General features: G+C 65.3%; 14 protein-coding genes and 1 pseudogene. 11 read left to right on the forward strand and 4 right to left on the reverse strand.

Annotation, left to right across the window (positions count from 1 at the left end; translation table 11 throughout):
* Positions 1–102: 102 nt before the first annotated feature.
* The 8 genes and pseudogenes from K789_RS0118115 to K789_RS23480 all read left to right on the forward strand — a co-directional run bounded on the left by K789_RS0118115 (position 103) and on the right by K789_RS23480 (position 10,838).
* Positions 103–582: a MarR family winged helix-turn-helix transcriptional regulator gene (locus K789_RS0118115; RefSeq protein WP_024365499.1), complete on the forward strand. Its 480-nt coding sequence runs from the start codon at positions 103–105 to the stop codon at positions 580–582.
* Between the two features lie 10 nt (positions 583–592).
* Entirely contained in the window at positions 593–2,320 is a 1,728-nt protein-coding gene (locus K789_RS0118120) for an MDR family MFS transporter (protein WP_024365498.1), read from the forward strand.
* Between the two features lie 264 nt (positions 2,321–2,584).
* The gene (locus K789_RS0118125; RefSeq protein WP_024365497.1) at positions 2,585–4,318 is read left to right on the forward strand and encodes an ABC transporter ATP-binding protein; all 1,734 of its coding nucleotides are present in this window, start codon (positions 2,585–2,587) and stop codon (positions 4,316–4,318) included.
* Complete coding sequence (locus K789_RS0118130; protein WP_024365496.1) at positions 4,315–6,402, forward strand: ABC transporter ATP-binding protein; 2,088 nt, start codon at positions 4,315–4,317, stop codon at positions 6,400–6,402. The genes K789_RS0118125 and K789_RS0118130 overlap by 4 nt, the downstream gene beginning before the upstream one ends.
* A gap of 50 nt (positions 6,403–6,452) precedes the next feature.
* A complete protein-coding gene (locus tag K789_RS0118135; RefSeq protein WP_024365495.1) occupies positions 6,453–6,899 on the forward strand; it encodes an acyl-CoA thioesterase in 447 nt (148 codons plus the stop codon).
* A gap of 78 nt (positions 6,900–6,977) precedes the next feature.
* Positions 6,978–7,253, forward strand: coding sequence for a hypothetical protein (locus tag K789_RS0118140; RefSeq protein WP_237739500.1), 276 nt, complete (start codon positions 6,978–6,980; stop codon positions 7,251–7,253).
* A 93-nt stretch (positions 7,254–7,346) separates the two neighbouring features.
* Positions 7,347–9,578, forward strand: coding sequence for an McrB family protein (locus K789_RS0118145; protein ID WP_024365493.1), 2,232 nt, complete (start codon positions 7,347–7,349; stop codon positions 9,576–9,578).
* A gap of 55 nt (positions 9,579–9,633) precedes the next feature.
* Positions 9,634–10,838, forward strand: a pseudogene (locus K789_RS23480) (5-methylcytosine restriction system specificity protein McrC).
* A gap of 20 nt (positions 10,839–10,858) precedes the next feature.
* On the opposite strand, the gene K789_RS0118155 reads toward K789_RS23480, so the two are convergent.
* The 3 genes from K789_RS0118155 to K789_RS0118165 form a co-directional block, all read right to left on the reverse strand.
* Positions 10,859–11,152, reverse strand: a complete 294-nt coding sequence (locus K789_RS0118155) for a hypothetical protein (RefSeq protein WP_024365492.1) — start codon at positions 11,150–11,152, stop codon at positions 10,859–10,861.
* A gap of 192 nt (positions 11,153–11,344) precedes the next feature.
* Positions 11,345–11,830, reverse strand: coding sequence for a very short patch repair endonuclease (locus K789_RS0118160; protein ID WP_024365491.1), 486 nt, complete (start codon positions 11,828–11,830; stop codon positions 11,345–11,347).
* Positions 11,831–11,907: 77 nt separating this feature from the next.
* The gene (locus K789_RS0118165; protein ID WP_024365490.1) at positions 11,908–12,342 is read right to left on the reverse strand and encodes a pyridoxamine 5'-phosphate oxidase family protein; all 435 of its coding nucleotides are present in this window, start codon (positions 12,340–12,342) and stop codon (positions 11,908–11,910) included.
* Between the two features lie 277 nt (positions 12,343–12,619).
* On the opposite strand from K789_RS0118165, the gene K789_RS25220 reads away from it, so the two are divergent.
* Both K789_RS25220 and K789_RS25225 read left to right on the forward strand, forming a co-directional pair.
* Entirely contained in the window at positions 12,620–13,276 is a 657-nt protein-coding gene (locus K789_RS25220) for a DUF6318 family protein (protein ID WP_128081549.1), read from the forward strand.
* Between the two features lie 576 nt (positions 13,277–13,852).
* The gene (locus tag K789_RS25225) at positions 13,853–14,218 is read left to right on the forward strand and encodes a PKD domain-containing protein (RefSeq protein ID WP_237739499.1); all 366 of its coding nucleotides are present in this window, start codon (positions 13,853–13,855) and stop codon (positions 14,216–14,218) included.
* A gap of 60 nt (positions 14,219–14,278) precedes the next feature.
* Here K789_RS25225 and K789_RS0118175 read toward each other — a convergent pair whose 3' ends face one another.
* Complete coding sequence (locus K789_RS0118175) at positions 14,279–15,616, reverse strand: helix-turn-helix domain-containing protein (RefSeq protein WP_024365488.1); 1,338 nt, start codon at positions 15,614–15,616, stop codon at positions 14,279–14,281.
* A gap of 205 nt (positions 15,617–15,821) precedes the next feature.
* On the opposite strand from K789_RS0118175, the gene K789_RS0118180 reads away from it, so the two are divergent.
* Positions 15,822–17,612, forward strand: a complete 1,791-nt coding sequence (locus tag K789_RS0118180) for an NAD(P)/FAD-dependent oxidoreductase (protein WP_024365487.1) — start codon at positions 15,822–15,824, stop codon at positions 17,610–17,612.
* The last annotated feature ends 84 nt before the right edge of the window (positions 17,613–17,696 follow it).

Below are 17,696 nucleotides of genomic sequence, written 5' to 3' on the forward strand. Positions count from 1 at the left end.
CGCTTGGCGTTTAAGCCGGTCCCCCTCAGGAAAAGGGTTAGTTTCCCAAAGTAACTAAATTTCTGATACATTGTTGCCTTAGGCAAACATAAGGGGTTTTCCATGGCAGTAGAGCCGGATACCGCGGCCAGACTCGTCCACCAGATTTTCGATTTGCAGCGCGCCGTTCGTTGTGTCGCCGCGATCAAGCTTCGAGGGGAGGACACCGGGGTGGCGCTCCAGGGCGTCCTGCGTTTCGTGGGGGAGGGGGAAACCCGCGCCACCGGACTCGCAGAGCGGCTCGGAGTCAGCGCCCCCGTCCTCAGTCGGCACATTGCCGAACTGGAAGAACAGGGCTATGTGGTCCGCCGTCCCGACCCGCTGGACGGGCGGGCTCAATTGATTGCCCTCTCCGCTTCAGGGGTCGGGAAACTCCGCTCCATCGAGTACCAGCGCACTGTCACACTCCTTGGCTTCCTGCAGGACTGGAGCGAGCAGGACGTCGAAGAGACAACGAAGACCTTGCAGAAACTTGCTGAGTCCCTCAGGACTTCAGCCCGGGCAACGACGGCCGGATCCAGCAATACGACCGAAATTGTTTAAGGAGCGCCCCATGGCAGCAACGACAGAAATGCCCCCCGCCCCTGCGGTGGTGATGACCCACCGCCAGATCATGGAAGCCCTCACCGGCCTCCTGGCCGCGTTCTTCACCGCGATTATCAGCAGCACGATCGTCGCGAACGCCCTGCCCACGATCATGTCCGAGCTCAACGGAACCCAGACTGACTTCGCCTGGGTGATCACCGCGGCCCTGCTGGCCAACGCCGCGACCACCCCCATCTGGGGTAAGCTCGCCGACCTCTTCAACAAGAAGGTCCTGGTCCAGCTCAGCATCGTGATCTTCGTGGCCGGCTCCGTCATGGCGGGCCTGTCCGAGACGATCCCGCTGCTGCTGACCGCCCGCGTGATCCAGGGCGTCGCCATGGGCGGGCTCACCGCCCTGGCAATGGCCATCATTGGCTCCATCATCCCGCCCCGCGACCGGGGCAAGTACTCCGGTTACATGGGTGCCGTGATGGCCGTGGGCACCGCCGGCGGCCCGCTGCTGGGGGGCTTCATCGTGGACAGCCCGCTGGGCTGGCGCTGGACCTTCTTCGTCTGTGTTCCGCTGGCCATCATTGCCCTCATCCTGCTCCAGGTCACCCTCAAGCTGCCGCACGTCAGGCGCCCTGCCAAGATCGACTGGCTCGGCTCCATCCTGCTGACCTCCGGCGTGAGCCTGCTGCTCATCTGGGTGTCCTTCGCTGGCAACCCGGACTACTACGACTGGTGGTCCTGGCAGACGGCGGCCATGGTCGGCGGCGGCGTTGCCCTGCTGGCACTGCTGGTCCTGGTGGAATCCAAGGTGTCGCAGCCCATCATTCCGCTGAAGATCATCTCCCAGCGCACCACAGCCCTCGCCATCCTGGCCTCGATCGCCGTCGGCGTCGGGATGTTCGGTTCTTCCGCCTTCCTTGGCCAGTACTTCCAGGTGGCGCGCGGCGCATCACCGACCGAAGCCGGGCTCCTGACCCTGCCGATGATCGCCGGCAACCTGATCGGTTCCGTCGTCTCGGGACAGCTGATCAGCCGGACCGGAAAGTGGAAGCGGTACCTGGTGGCGGGCTCCATCCTGCTGATCAGCGGCCTCGGATTGACCGGAACCATCGACCACACCACCGCACTCTGGCAGACCGGTGTCTACACCGCGATCCTCGGCATCGGCCTGGGCCTGCTGATGCAGAACCTCGTCCTGGCCGTGCAGAACACCGTGCGGGCCAGCGACATCGGAACCGCCAGCGCCTCCGTGGCATTCTTCCGTTCGGTGGGCGGCGCCATCGGCGTCTCCGTGCTGGGCGCGATCATGGGCAACCGGGTCAAGGAACTCGCCACCGAGGGCCTCGCCGCCGCGGGGATTCCCACCACCGGCGGCGCCGGCGCCAGCATGGACCTCAAGGACCTGCCGGAGCCCGTCCGCGAAATCATGCGGGCCGCTTACGGTGACGCTACGGCCCAGATCTTTATGGTCTCCGCCATCATCGGTGTGGTCGCCCTGGTTGCGATCCTCTTCATCAAGGAAGAACCGCTGCGGCGCACCGTGGACATCGTCAGCCCCGCCGCAAAGAACGACGACGGCGGCAGCCCGGCCGCGACTGCGGCGATCAACCCGTCCGCACCTGCCGCGGCCGCGACTGCGGTTGCTTCCGCCGGACCCGTGGCCGGGACCGGAATCGTGGACCTCGACCGGGAATTCGTTGAGGTGCTCAGCCAGCAGCGCGAAAGCCAGCGCCGGGGCGACTAAGCGCACCGTCGGCACGCAAGCGCGCCGCGGCCATCCCGACTAACGGGGCGGCCGCGGTGCCGCGCTGCTTTGTTCACGGTCCGGGAAAGTACGCCGTTTGGATGATTTTCCGTCTCCAATGTTCCGCGCGGGCACGTCGTTTCGTAGAGTTGGATGGCTATGGCTGTCAGCCCCCTCTGCTAAGACTGGGAGCATCGGTTGCTGTTCCCTTCCCAGGCTGTCCTCCAGCCTCATCTACTCGGTATTTCCTAAGGACTCGTGGGCATGCTTGTCACCCTCATACGGCGCTATTCGAAGCCGTATCTGCCATACATCGGTGCCGTCATTTTCTTCCAGCTCGCCTCCACCATCGCGGCACTGTATCTTCCCAGCCTGAACGCCCAGATCATCGACGAGGGCGTCTCCCGCGGCGACACGGACTACATCTGGCGGACCGGCGGGGTGATGCTCGGCGTCGCCCTGGTGCAGGTCGCCACCGCGATCGCCGGGGTCTACTTCGGGTCCAAGGCCGCGATGGCGTTCGGCCGCGACCTGCGCCGCGGGGTCTTCCGCAAGGTCACCAGCTTCTCCGCGAAGGACGTCAACGTTTTCGGCGCCCCCACCCTGATCACGCGCGGCACCAACGATGTCCAGCAGGTGCAGATGCTCATGCTGATGGGGCTGAACTTCATGGTCGCCACGCCCATCATGTGCATCGGCGGCATCTTTATGGCCCTCCGCGAGGACCTCAACCTGTCCTGGCTGGTCTGGGTGTCCGTTCCGGTACTCGTGGTGGTCGTGGGCTACCTCGTGGTCCGCCTGATGCCGCTCTTCCGTTCCATGCAGAAGAAGATCGACCGGCTCAACGGCATCCTCCGCGAGCAGATCATCGGTATCCGCGTCGTCCGCGCCTTCGTGCGCGAGCCGCACGAGGCGGAACGCTTCGGCGCCGCGAACAAGGAACTCACCGACGTCTCGCTGAAGATCGGCGCCCTGTTCGTCCTGATGTTCCCCGCCATCGGCATGATCCTGCACATCTCCACCGCGGCCGTGCTGTGGTTCGGCGGGCAGCGCGTCGACGCCGGGGAAATGCAGGTCGGCTCGCTGACGGCGTTCCTGCAGTACCTGCTGCAGATCCTGATGGCCGTCATGATGGGCACGTTCATGGCGATGATGATTCCCCGCGCCTCCGTGTGCGCGGACCGCATTGGTGAGGTGCTCGACGTCGAACCCTCCATCCACGAGGCCCGCACCCCGGTGACGCCGGCCAGGAAAGCCGGCCGCGTCGAGTTCCGGAACGTATCCTTCGCCTACCCCGGCGCCGAAGCGCCGGTACTGAGCGACATCAGCTTCACCGCCGAGCCCGGCCAGACGGTGGCGATCATCGGCTCCACCGGCGCCGGCAAAACCAGCCTGCTATCCCTGCTGCCCCGCCTCTACGACGCAGAATCGGGGGAGGTGCTGCTCGACGGCGTCCCCGTCACCAACCTGGACCGGGCCGAGATCACCCAGCGCGTGGCCATGGTTCCGCAGCGGCCGTACCTGTTCTCCGGAACGATCGAGCACAACCTGCGCTTCGGCAAGCCCGAGGCCACGGACGAGCAGCTCTGGGACGCTTTGACGGTGGCCCAGGCAGCCGACTTTGTGCGCGAGAAGAAGAACGGACTCGGCTCACGGATTTCCCAGGGCGGCACCAACGTCTCGGGCGGCCAGCGCCAGCGCCTCTGCATTGCCCGTGCCCTCGTCACGGAGCCCAAGGTGTTCCTGTTTGACGACTCCTTCTCCGCCCTCGACGTCGCCACCGACGCCAGGCTCCGCCGCGCCCTCAAGGCGAAAACCGCTGACGCCACCGTGATCATTGTCGGCCAGCGCGTCTCCACGATCGCCGACGCCGACCAGATCCTGGTGCTCGACAACGGACGGATCGTGGACCGCGGCACGCATGAGGAACTGTTGCAGAGCTCCGGCACCTACCAGGAAATTGTCGAATCCCAGCTGACCGCGGAGGCCGTGGCATGAGCACCAACGAAAAGGCCAACGTCCCGCCCGCGGACACCGAGGTCTCCGCCACCGATGTTGCGGCCGCCGATCCCTCGGCCGCTGAGCCGGACGACGACTTCCACGAAGAGGAATACACCCCCGGCGAGGCCGACGGCGGCATGTTCGGCGACCGGCCGGCAAAGAAAGCCCAGCACTTCTGGCCCTCCGCGAAACGGCTGATGGGCCTGCTGAAGCCCGAACGGGCCGGCATCATCGCCGTGCTCGCAATGGTGACGGTCGCCGTCGTCCTCAACGTGGTGGCACCCCGGATCCTCGGCCAGGCGATGGACGTGATCTTCGGCGGAGTCGTTGGCAAACAGCTGCCCGCCGGCGGCACGAAGGAGCAGTTCGTCGCAGGCCTGCGCGCCCAGGGCCAGGACAACTTCGCGGACATGCTCGCCAAAATGGACGTCATCCCCGGCGTCGGCATCGACTTCCAGAAGCTCGCGTTCCTGATCAGCGTGGTGCTGGTGATGTACTTTGTCGCCAACATTTTCCTCTGGCTGCAGGGCTACGTCCTGAACATCCTGGTCATGCGGGTGGTCCGCAAATTACGCGACGACACCGAGAAGAAGCTCAACAGGCTTCCGCTGAACTACTTCGACACCCGCCAGCGCGGCGACATCCTCTCCCGCGTCACCAACGACGTCGACAACATCCAACAGGCGCTGCAGCAGGCCTTCGCGCAGCTCGTGAACTCGGCGCTGACGGTGATCGGCATCGTCATCATGATGTTCATCGTGTCCTGGCAGCTGGCCCTCATCGCCCTCGTGGCGCTGCCGCTCTCTGCCGTGGCCGCCGGCATCATCGGGTCCCGCAGCCAGAAGCTCTTCGCAGCCCAGTGGAAGAACACCGGCGAGCTCAACGGCCAGATCGAAGAGTCCTTCTCCGGCCATGACCTCGTCAGGGTCTTCGGTCGCGACGCCGACATGCTGGAGCGCTTTGACGAGCGGAACGAGGCCCTCTACAAGGCCAGCTTCGGCGCACAGTTCGTTTCCGGCATGATCATGCCGGTCATGCAGTTCGTGTCCTACCTCAGCTACGTCGGCATCGCCGTCGTCGGCGGACTGCGCGTTGCCTCCGGCGGAATGAGCCTGGGCGACGCCACCGCGTTCATCCAGTACTCGCGCGAGTTCACCCAGCCGCTGGGCCAGATGGCGGGCATGGCCAACATGCTGCAGTCCGGCGTCGCCTCCGCGGAACGGGTCTTTGAATTCCTCGACGCCGACGAACAGGACGCCGAGACCGCCACGGAGCAGCTGCCGGCCAAGACGGACGGGCACGTCGAGTTCCGGCACGTCACCTTCAGCTACACCCCGGACAAGCCGCTGATCGAGGACCTGTCGTTCACCGCGGAGCCCGGGCACACCGTGGCGATCGTCGGCCCCACCGGCGCGGGCAAGACCACCCTGGTGAACCTCGTGATGCGCTTCTATGAGCTCCAGGGCGGCAGCATCACCCTGGACGGGGTCGACATCACCCATCTGGGCCGTGCGGCGCTGCGGGCCAAGGTGGGCATGGTGCTGCAGGACGCCTGGCTGTTCGGTGGGACCATCTACGACAACATCCGCTACGGAAAGCTGGACGCCACCGAGGAACAGGTGATGGAGGCGGCGAAAGCCACCTTCGTGGACCGCTTCGTCCGCGCCCTGCCGGAGGGCTACAACACCATCATCGACGAGGAAGGCAACAACGTCAGCGCCGGCGAGAAGCAGCTGATCACCATTGCCCGTGCCTTCGTGGCCAACCCCTCGCTGCTGATCCTGGACGAGGCCACCAGCTCCGTGGACACCCGCACCGAGGTGCTCGTCCAAAAGGCCATGGCCGCCTTGCGCACCGATCGCACGAGCTTCGTGATCGCCCACCGGCTCTCCACCATCCGCGACGCCGACACCATCCTGGTGATGGAGGCCGGCCGGATCGTGGAGCAGGGTGCGCACGCCCAGCTGCTGGACCTCAAGGGCGCCTACTACCGCCTGTACATGTCGCAGTTCGCCGGCGAAGACGCGGAGACGGCCTTTTCGGAAAACACGGCCGACGACGCGACGGCGGTGCGCAGCTGAGCGCCGCCGGCGCGGCTCCAGCGTCCCGGCGCATCGAGGTGCAGATCCCGATGCGCTGGGGAGACATGGATGCCTACGGCCACATCAACAACGTCCAGATTGTCCGGATCCTGGAGGAAGCCCGCATCGCGGCCTTCGGGCCGCCGCGCGGACCGGGGCTGCCCGGCATCGAGCCCCCGGTGTCCCTCTTCAACGACATCCCGGAGGGGACCCTGGCGCTGATCGTCGAGCACAAGATCCGCTACGTCCGGACCCTCGAATACCGCAACGTGCCGGCTGTCGTGCAGCTGTGGATCGGCGCGATCAAGGGTGCCAGTTTTGACATCCACTACCTCGTCCAGGACCCCGTGACCCGGGAGGACTGCGTCCGCGCCACCAGCCACCTGGCCTTCGTGGACGAGGCCACCGGGCGGGTGCTGCGGCTGACGGCTGAACAGAAGGAGAAGCTCGACCGCTTCACTCCCGTTCCCGCTGAAGCCGCCAAACCGGTCCCATAGCCTCTATCTCGGGCCACGGATCGTCCCTAGAATAAACAACCCGCGGGCAGTCAGCCCGGAAGCCAAGGAGCCCAGATCATGGTGAACAAACGAGGACAGATGATGGCGAACAAGCGCAAGAGGAACGCCCGGAAGAAGTCCTGGAAGGAACTCTCGCCGATGGCGAAGTTCGGAACCATCACTGCCGCCGTCGTTCAGCTCTCGTTGCTGGTCGCCGCCCAGCGGGACATCTCACGCCGCCCGGCTGAGGAGATCCGCGGCAGCAAGACGTTGTGGCGGCTGGCGACTCTGGTGAACTTCGTCGGCCCGGGCAGCTATTTCACCTTCGGCGTCAAGCGCCCGGCGGCCAAGTAGCAGCCGGTTCCGGCACCGCGCGGAGCTACCGGTCAGTAGATTCGGGGCGCCGCCATGATGCGGGCGTTCAGCTTAAGCCTGTAAATTGAAGGCATGACCCCATCCAAAAAGCCTGCCATGCACCGCGCCCTCGGCATCTCCAAGGAGATTGAGGACGCGGCCTGGTTTGTCCTGGGGCCAGGGCTGCTGGGCAAAGCGTCAGCCTTGGACGGCCGCACCAAAACCTGGTCGGTGCAGGCCGCCGCGGAGCTGCTCGACCGCCTCGACCGCGGGGTGCCGGATCCCAAGGCGCCCATGATGACCAACCTGCGTCAGAATCTGGAGGGCGCCTCCCGGGGTGCCAAGCAGCTGGCCGTCGAGCTGCTCTTCCTGCAGTCCCTGCCGTTGGCCCACGAGGTGAAGTCGCTCAAGGTCAAGCGCGCACGGGTGGCTGAAGCTGCAACCTGGCTGGAGCCGCCCCTGGAACTGCCGGACGAGCTTTATGCGGGCATGACGGACCACGGTGTCATCCGTGACCGCACCGCCGAATTCAACTGGACCATCTGGGACCACCTGAAATGGCTCTGCCGCTTTGTGCAGCACGTCGCACGGCGTCCGGCCGGGGAAGTCGCGGCCGCCGTCAAGGATCCGCTGGCCTTCCACCTGCTGGTGGCAGGCACGCGCGATGACCAGCCGGCCATCCGCCGCAGCATCGAATTCCTGGTCTGGCCCAGCTACTTCGAACCCGTCGTGGCCGACGTCGAACGCCAGGAGATCCGCGACGCGTTTGCCTCCCTCGTGGGTGGCGCCAAGGGCGACAGCGACGAAGAAATTTCCGCGGATATCCACCGCATCCGGCTGCACCTCGACGAACAGGCCGGCCAGCGGATCGACTGGTACTCCCGGCAACTGGTGAGCCAGTGGCGCAAGGTGGGGGATCCCGGCCGGCGCGCCTGGCTGCTGCGCACCCACCACGACAACGCCGAGTTGCTCAGCGCCTGGGAGGCCGAGGAATCGGTAACGCTCGACGTCGAGCACCTGCGCCTGCTGGACCCGGGCGTCACTGCCGGGCTGGTCCAGCACGCCGTCGATGAGGACTACAAGCACCTCGGCTACGTGGAACGCGAGGACACCAAGACCGCCGTTTTCGCTTTCCTGACCGTTATGAAGCCCGGTGACCTGACCCTGTACCAGAGCGCCGGCACCGTCCGGGTGGGCGTGGTCCTCGGTGAGCCTGAGCACCGCGAGGACAACCGCCGGCTCCGCCGGAAGGTCCGCTGGTTCGACGAGGCGCACACCATGACCGAGCTGCCCCGCCACGTGCAGCGGCAGCTGGCCACCTCCGGCATCGTCGTGGACGTCACCCGCGTCATCCAGGCACTGGAATCGCTGCTGCCCGCCGAAGCGGAAGCCGAGCCCGACGACGGCACCGAGCCGGCCGCCGTCGTCGAACCTGCCTGTGAAGGGTTCCGCCCGCTGACGGAGGAGTTCGCCGCGTCGTTGCACATGGACCTGGAGCCGCTGCAGGAGATCGCCGAACTGTTGGAGGAGAACCGCCAGCTGGTGCTGTACGGCCCGCCCGGCACCGGCAAGACGTACCTGGCCAAGCATCTCGCCGCCCAGCTCGCCGGCGACACCACGGACGAACGCGTCAAGCTGGTCCAGTTCCACCCCTCCTACGCCTATGAGGACTTCTTCGAGGGTTTCCGCCCGGACAAGACCGAGGAAGGCCAGGTGTCCTTCAAGCTCGTGGCCGGGCCACTGCGGCGGATAGCCGAGGAAGCCGCCAAGCCCGGAAACGAGAGCAAGCCGTACTTCCTGATCATCGATGAGATGAACCGGGCCAACCTGGCGAAGGTGTTCGGCGAGCTGTACTTCCTGCTCGAATACCGCGACGACCGGATCTACCTGCAGTACAGCCCGAACGAGCCCTTCACGCTGCCGGACAACCTCTACATCATCGGCACCATGAACACTGCGGACCGCTCCATTGCGATGATGGACGCGGCCATTCGCCGCCGCTTCTCCTTCATCGAACTGCACCCCAAAACCGAACCGGTGAAGGGTTCGCTGCTGCGGTTCCTGCAGGCCCGGGACCTGGACACGACGCCGGCTGCGCTGATGGACGCGCTCAACGATGCCATCGACGAATGGGACCGGGACCTGATGATCGGCCCGTCCTACTTCATGAAGCCGTCCGCGCAGACGCCCAAGGGCCTGCGCCGGATCTGGAAGTACGAGCTCATGCCGCTGCTGGAGGAGCACTACCACGGCCAGTTGAACCGCGCGCAGCTCGAGGAGCGGTTTGGACTGGACCAACTGCTCGACCGCCTTGCGCGCGTCTAGCCAACCCCGGCCGGCCGGCCAGCACGGAGCGTCGGGTTCACAGCCGGTCCGCCGGGTGGTCCTCGACGAACTTTCCGGCGGCACCGTCGAACGGCTCGACCCTGCCAGCGCGGCCTATGTCAACGGCAGCGGCCTGGCGAATGCCTCGCCCCTGGGCATGGGCATGTACCGCATCGAGCCGGTCGGGAAGGTCGGCGCAGTGCGCACCCCGACAGTGCAGCTCGAAGTCCGGCCCAAGGAACGCCTCGGCCTGGCCCGGCTCCTGTTCCTGCTGGGCTACGCCGGGGACCAGGGGTTCCGGGAGGATTCCGTCGCCGCGGTCGAGGAAGCGGATCTGTGGAGTGCGCTGGCCGAGTCGCTGGCCCAGCTCTCGGACCGGGCGCTCAGCCGCGGTGTGCTGCAGGGCTACCTGAATGTCGACGAATCGCTCCGGACGGTCAAGGGCCGGATCCGCATTTCGGACCAGATCTCGCGGCGGCCCGGCATGCTGGTTCCCCTTGAGGTTTCCTATGACGAGTTCACCGAGGACATCGCGGAGAACCGCATCCTGCGGGCGGCGCTGGAACGGATGTCCCAGGTCCCGGGCGTACGGCCTGAGGTGCTGAGCCGGCTCCGCCAGCTCAAGGGCAAGCTCGCGGCCGTGACCCGGCTGCAGTCCGGCGCGCCCCTGCCGNNGTGTGGCGGGCCAGCCGGATGAACACCCGCTACCAGGCCGCCCTGCGGCTCGCCGAGGTGATCCTGCGCCATTCTTCGGCGGAGGCCGGCGACGGCACGCAGCAGTCGGCGTCGTTTGTGGTGGACATGTCCGTGGTGTTCGAGGACTTCGTTGGAACTGCGCTCCGCGAGGCCATGGCGGCACACCCGGGGGAGATGCGGCTGCGGTACAACGCCCTGCTCAATGAGGCCGTCCGCGACTCGGACCGGATCGTGGTGCAGCCCGGCGCCGTCCACCTGCTGGGCGGGCGGCCGGTGATGGTCTACGACGCCAAGTACCAGGCCGCTGCCGACGCCGGGGCGTCCCTGTCGGGGGACCACTACCGGATGCTGGCGTACTGCACGTCATTGCGGGTGCCGACGGCCTGGCTGGTGTATCCCGGGGCAGGGGAAATCAAACTGCGCCGGATCCTCAACACGGACATCGATGTGGTGGAGTTCCCGCTGGACCTGTCGCGGCCGCCGTCGGAAATCCTGGCCTCCGTAGCGGACCTTGCGCAACAGTCGTGGGGCGAAGTGGTGCGTCAGGCGACCATCAGCCGCTGACGTACCCCCGGAAGTTTCCGCTAGCCGGCTTCCTGCGACACGGATACGGACAACAGATGGCTCAAGAGGGCTTTCTCTGGCTGGCCGGGGTTATTGGCGACATGCCAGCGAAGCTTTTCGCGCACCTCCGCCTCTTCGGGCTTACTGTCGGAGAGAATCGCATCAATGATTGCGGATACCTGCAGGCGCAAGGGTCCAAGATCGGAATCGACCTCGGGGGACCTCCGGTACTCCTGCGGCCGGGAATCCCGGGAAGACTTCGATTGCCGGGTTGTGGTTTTCAGCGACGTGGTGGACATCAGCAAGTTCGGCATCTGGCGCTCTCCCGTGGAGTAGTAGTACGAGTAAGTGCGGGCCCGGTAGGGTCCTTGTCCCCAGATTCGGATATTACCCGAGGCGGAACCGTCTGTCTCGTATGAACGCCAAGAGATTCTTATGTCGCTCTCAGCTACGGCGGCCGGCCGGGCCCGTCAAATGGTCGGTTGGCTGATCGACCACCACCGGGTCTAGCTGTCCGTGGCGGCGGTTGGTGGGTCTGCGGCGGGACGTGCTGTGCCGGGGTGTGGGTCGCCGGCCAGCAGGAAGTCGTCCAGTTGCTTTTCCAGCGCCGAAAGGTCCTTGAGCTCGCACTCCCAGACGGTGAGGACGTCCCAGCCGGAACGTTCAAGCTGATGGCGCTGTTCGGCGTCGCGGTTCCGCGTCCGGGTGCGTTTGGTTTCCCAGAACTCTGCGTTGGCCTTGGGTGCGTGCTGCCCCACCCGGCAGTCATGAAAGTGCCAGAAGCAGCCGTTGACGAAGATGACTTTGTGGCGGCCGGCGAAGACCAGATCGGGATTGCCAGGCAGCCGACCCCCGCGGGCGGTGCCGTGAAGCCGGTAGCGGTAGCCCTTGGCATGGAGCAATTTCCGGACCAGCAGTTCAGGCTTGGTGTTCTTCCCGCGGATGCGGGACATGTTCCAGCTGCGCCGCTCCGGGGTCAGCTTGTCCGCCATGGTTTAAGTCTAGGCGGCCACCAGGTGCCCAGCGGTCCCCGGCCGTTCGGCCGGTGGCCACCGGCGTTGAGCTGCTGCTAAATCTCCCGCTCCGGATGCTCGCCAAACTGGAAGTGGCGACCGCTGACCGCGGTTGGCTCGATCTCGACGTAGAAGTCCTTCAGGGTGGGCACCCACGGTTTGAGCCCCAAGGCCTCTGCCGCTGCGATATCGGCGGACTGGTCCAACACCCGGGCCGTGCCGCGAAGAACAATCGACCAGGCCTCATCGGAGAGGATGCCATCCGTCTCGAACAGCACCTTGGAATTGATGGTCACTTCCGCGAGTTTGTTGCCGGGGGCCGTCCGGAGAAAGAGCTTTCGGCCGCTCACGGCATAGTTCACCGGAAAGATATCGGGTTCGCCGCCCACGATGACCACGAGCCTGCCGTGTTTGGTGCCCTCAATCAGCTTCCAGCACTGATCGTCGTCAAGGACCAGGATGGGGTTTTCGTCTGCATGTTCGAACATCATGGGTTCATTGTTCTGGCCTCTGTAGAAAAACGCCAGAGGCTAACGCGGGTAAGTCGGTGTGAGTCGGCAGGGACCGGTGCATTTGCGGGGAGCGGTTGCGCGGCGGCAAATTGTCGGACCTCGCCCATAGCCTGATGCTGTTCGCCCCGTGCCGGTAGCCCGGGTGGTGAAGCGAGCGCCTGTGGATAACTTGGATGTCCAAAATGTGATGTCGGTTACCCTTAAGTCATTGTTTGGCTCCAGGCGTCTTGATTTCTATCGGGGGGAATAGCTGACCATGACATCTCGCACTTCATTCTTCGTCCGCCGCAGACGTGTGTGCGCCGTCCTGGTCGCGCTGACCCTGTTGCCGATCACTGCCTGCACCGGCGGCGGAACAACGCCAGGAGCAACGGCCGCCCCCGAGCCTTCAAGTCCGACGGCGTCGCTGACGCCGACTCCCAGCCCCACGCCAACGCCCAGCTACAAACCGGCCGATGCCTCGGGGAGAGCCCAGAACGTGCCAGTTCCGGTGCTTCCGGAAGCTGCGAAAGCGGAGACGAAGGAAGGTGCAATCGCTTTCGCGTCCTACTGGTTTAGCGTGCTCAGCGACGGATATGAGACTGGAGAGTTGGCGGAATTTGAAGCGATTACGGCACCGGCTTGTGAGCCATGTGCAAAGGCAAAGAGCGTTATCAACGCCTGGCACACAGAAGGACGGTGGTTGGTAGGGGGAAAGATCACCACACCATCGCTAAGTAGTGAATTTGTCCCCGATGCCGAGGCAACCTACCAGGTAGTGGTTCAGGCGCAGCAAACGCCGCTCACCTACATGCGACAGGATGCAAGCGTTGCGCGGAGTGATCCTCAGCCGGATGATACTGGGAATCTGTTGTTCATAAATTTCAGCGGCGGGAAATGGACCGTCGTAAATGTCGGCAGAATCGTCGGCTAAGTCATGCGATTCGTGAGCGCTGGCCGCACTCTGAGCGCATGGATCGTCGCGGCGGCGATAGTTGTGTTCGTCGCACCCGCGTTCGCTCAAGCAGAGCCACCCGATATCTTCAGTGATTGGAAGCCGGACAGCGTCAATGTAGGCGGTTGGCGCTTGGATCCAGCGACTGGGAAGTTTGTTGCGCTTCAACCGGGCGTCCCTCATACCGATCCGTTCCAGTACAAGTACGAACTCCAATGCCACTTGGGCGGTGGCGACTTTGACACGGAGTGCCTCGCCGTCCTCGTGGATTGCAAGAACGGTCCTGACGGAAAGGACGGAATTCCCGTCGTGTGGCGGAAAGCCCCGGCCGGCGTGCCTAATCCAACCTGGACCTTTCACTCCGGACCCACGTGTCTCTTTGACCCGAGACCAGAGGACTTGCTGCCTAGGATCGCCGCCATGATCCAAACGGAGTTCCAGAGACTGCCAGTCTCTCCGGGCTCAGTCACGGCCCAACCCAGTCCGCACACACTCCGGGGAGCCGAGACTAATTTCTTCGCAGACGCGGATGAGCAGCAATTCGACATCACGATATTGGGCCAGAAAGTGCACGTCGTCGCCAAGCCCGTCCAGTACACCTGGAGCTACGGCGACGGGACCTCGCTGGGGCCGCAGACTGCAGCCGGAGGATCCCTCCCGCAGAACCGCTGGGGCGAAAAGACCGCAACCAGCCACGTCTACACCCAGACCGGCGACTTCCCGGTGGTGCTGACAACCCATTTCCAGGGCACGTACTCAGTCAACGGCGGGCCGCCCTTGCCCATCCCGGGCCAGGGGCAATTCAGTGCGCCGCCGCAGACCGTGAGCGTCTGGCGCTCCATCACCCGGAACTACGCAGACGACTGCCTCCGCAACCCACACGGCCAGGGTTGCCCCGGCGTCGTTCCTCCTGCGCCGTAGCGTTCGGACCCGCTTCCGGACAAAGGGCCGGGACCAACGGACCGCGACGCGACAGTCCGCCTACGCCCGCAGTTCCCGATCGACCCGTTCCATCCGGGCGGTCACCAGCTGGCCGCGCGGATCAAGCGGGCCCATCAGTGTGGCGGCAGTGGCCGCAGCGGCCGTGTCCGAGGAGCCCATATCGCTGGTGCACCACTGCAGCATCAACCGGGCATCACCGCTGGCCCGCACGGAGGCGCCGACGGCTTCATTGAGCTCGTCGCGCATGAAGCCGATAGCGAGGTTGTTCGAACGGTTGAGGAACTTGGCCGGATAAGCCGCAAATGCCTCCGCAACCCGGCCGTCCCGCAAATGGCCAGCCACCACCGAGGCATCCGTCACCACCCTGACCGTGGACGGGAAGCGGTAGGGGTTCGCTTCCACCACGTTGCCCAGGAGGCTGCGGATCCGGTGCATCTCGGTCCTGATCGCCGAAGCGGTGCCCGCGTCGCCGTGGATCTCGTAGGCAAGCTCATCGGCGCTCCAGCCCTGGGTGCGGGAGGCCAGCAGGGCCAGGATCTCGGCCCGGCGCAGCGTCAGCGGGCGACGGGTGCCGCCGTCGAGCGCCGCAGTCGGCGCGTCACCCAGCAGCCGCAGCATCAGCTGTGCCTGGGCCCCGGCGTCGGCCCGTCCCGAGGTGTCAAACCCTGAGGCATTCCCGGTCCTGCGGTCGGTGACTACGGGCGGGGCAGCAGATTTCAGCAGCTCCTCGGCCAGCCGCACCCCGCAGCGCACCAGGCGAAGGCTGTCCGGCGTTACGGATTCGAACGGACCGGACACGTCCAGGACACCGAGGACTTCCCCCGTCAAAGGGTCGCGAATCGGTGATGCCGTGCACGCCCAGTCGTGATGCGTCCGCACGAGGTGCTCGGCCGAGAAGAGCTGAGCCGGCGCACCTGTCACCAGGGCCTCGCTGATGGCGTTGGTCCCGACCCCGGATTCGGACCAGTCGGCCCCCTCCACGAACTCCAGGGAGTCGGCAAGCTTCAATGCCTGTTTGCTGCCAACGCGCCACAGCACTTCGCCCACATGATCGGTCACGATCAACAGGTGGCGCCCGGTCGCGGTCTCATCGGCCAGCAATTGTGAAAGTGCCGGCATCACGGCGGCCAGCCGGTGGCCGGCACTGAGCGAGCGTGCCTCGGAGACTTCATGCCGGTGGAGCGGCCGGTGCTGGTCCGGATTGATGCCCATCGCGAGGGAGCGCTGCCAGGACTTGACGAGGGACGGCGACAAATGCGGACTGGGAGCGCCGGAAACCGTGGCCTCATGCGCCTTCCGGAGGGCTCGCGCATACTCCGCCGGAGCGGAAAACCTCAGGTCCGAGAGCTGCGTGATGGAGCGACTGCCCGGCCGCATGCTCATGTTCCCAACTCGCCCTCGAATCGTCGCACTCGTCCTGCTACCGCCAACCCCGGACCAGCGGAAGCGCGGGACAAGGGCGTGAGAGCTCTGTGTAACCCGATTGTAACCCCCGGCGAACTGTACTTGTGATGCGGGTCACTGCGTGGACTGGACGCCATGCAGCGGGAACGGCCCACACTAAGCAACGGAAAGAGGAAACATGCCTGAGACTCCAAACGGCGTGGTCGAGGCGTGGCTGGCGCAGTTCGATGAGGCGCTGCGCAGCCACAAGACGGACGACGTGCTTGAACTGTTCGACGACGATTCGTACTGGCGCGATTTCGTCTCCTTTACCTGGAACCTCAAGACGCTGGAGGGCAAAGAGGACATCCGACGCATGCTCGATGCGACCCTCGACGAGGTGCAGCCCAGCAACTGGACCCTGGCCGAGGACGCCACCGGGGACGCTGCCAACGCTGAGGCGTGGGTCAATTTCGAGACCGCCCAGGCCCGGGGCTACGCCCATCTGCGCCTCCGGAACGGCAAATGCTGGACCCTGCTCACCACCATGCAGGAGCTCAAGGGCTTCGAGGAGAAGAAGGGCGCCAACCGGGAGAAAGGTGTCGCCCACGAGATCACCAAGGGCCGCAAGTCCTGGCTGGAACTGAAAGAGGAACAGGAAGCCAGGCTCGGCTACGAAGACCAGCCCTACACCGTCATCGTCGGCGGCGGCCAGGGCGGGATCGGACTCGGGGCACGGCTGCGCAGGCTCGGCGTGCCCACCATCATCATCGAGAAGAACGACCGCCCGGGCGACTCCTGGCGGAACCGCTACAAGTCCCTCCACCTCCACGATCCGGTCTGGTACGACCACCTGCCCTACATCAAGTTCCCCGACGACTGGCCGGTTTTCGCGGCCAAGGACAAGATCGGCGACTGGCTGGAGAACTACACCCGGATCATGGAGCTGAACTACTGGTCCAAGACCGAATGCACCAGCGCCCGCTTCGACGAATCCTCGCAGGAATGGATCGTGGAGGTGGTGCGCGACGGCGAACCGGTCACCCTGCGCCCCAAGCAGCTGGTGTTCGCCTTGGGTGTCTCGGGATACCCCAGCGTCCCCACGTTCGACGGCGCCGAATCTTTCCTGGGCGAGCAGTACCACTCGTCCAAGCACCCGGGCGGCGGAGACTGGACCGGAAAGAAGGCCGTGGTCATCGGCTCCAACAACTCGGCCCACGACATCTGCGCGGACCTCTGGGAACACGGCGCGGACGTCACCATGGTCCAGCGGTCCTCCACGCACATCGCCCGGAGCGAGTCCCTCATGGACCTCGCCCTCGGCGGCCTGTACTCGGAGAAAGCACTCGCCAACGGGGTGACCACCGAGAAAGCCGACCTGCTGTTTGCCTCGTTGCCCTACCGGATCCTGCCGGAAGCCCAGATCCCGGTCTACGCGGAGATGGCCGAGCGGGACGCCGAGTTCTACTCCCAGCTGGAGGCCGCCGGCTTTGACCTGGACTTCGGCGTCGACGGCTCCGGCCTCTTCCTGAAGTACCTGAGGCGCGGCTCCGGCTACTACATCGACGTCGGCGCCTCGCAGCTGATCATCGACGGCCGGGTCAAGCTCGCCAACGGCGAGGTCGGCAAGATCACCGGGAACGCCGTCGTGATGGCCAACGGAGCGGAGCTGGAGGCGGATGCCATCATCTACGCCACCGGCTACGGATCCATGAACGGCTGGCTGGCCGATCTGGTCTCACCCGAGGTGGCCGACGCCGTCGGCAAGTGCTGGGGATTTGGTTCGGACACGCCCAAGGATCCGGGGCCGTGGGAGGGCGAACTGCGCAATATGTGGAAGCCCACCAACGTGGACAACCTCTGGATCCACGGCGGCAATCTGCACCAAAGCCGCCACTACTCCAACTATCTGGCGCTGCAGCTCAAGGCCAGGATGGAAGGGCTGGCGACGCCGGTCTTCGAGCGCCAGCCCACGCACCACACGCGCTGACCCGGACGGGCCGTGACAATCACAGCCCCGGGAACCACACTGGGGTGACGGCCTCCGTTGTGATAATCCAACGACGTGCCGTGG

Origin of the sequence: Arthrobacter sp. TB 26 (assembly GCF_000427315.1) — a bacterium.
In the GTDB taxonomy this organism is placed as follows: domain Bacteria; phylum Actinomycetota; class Actinomycetes; order Actinomycetales; family Micrococcaceae; genus Arthrobacter.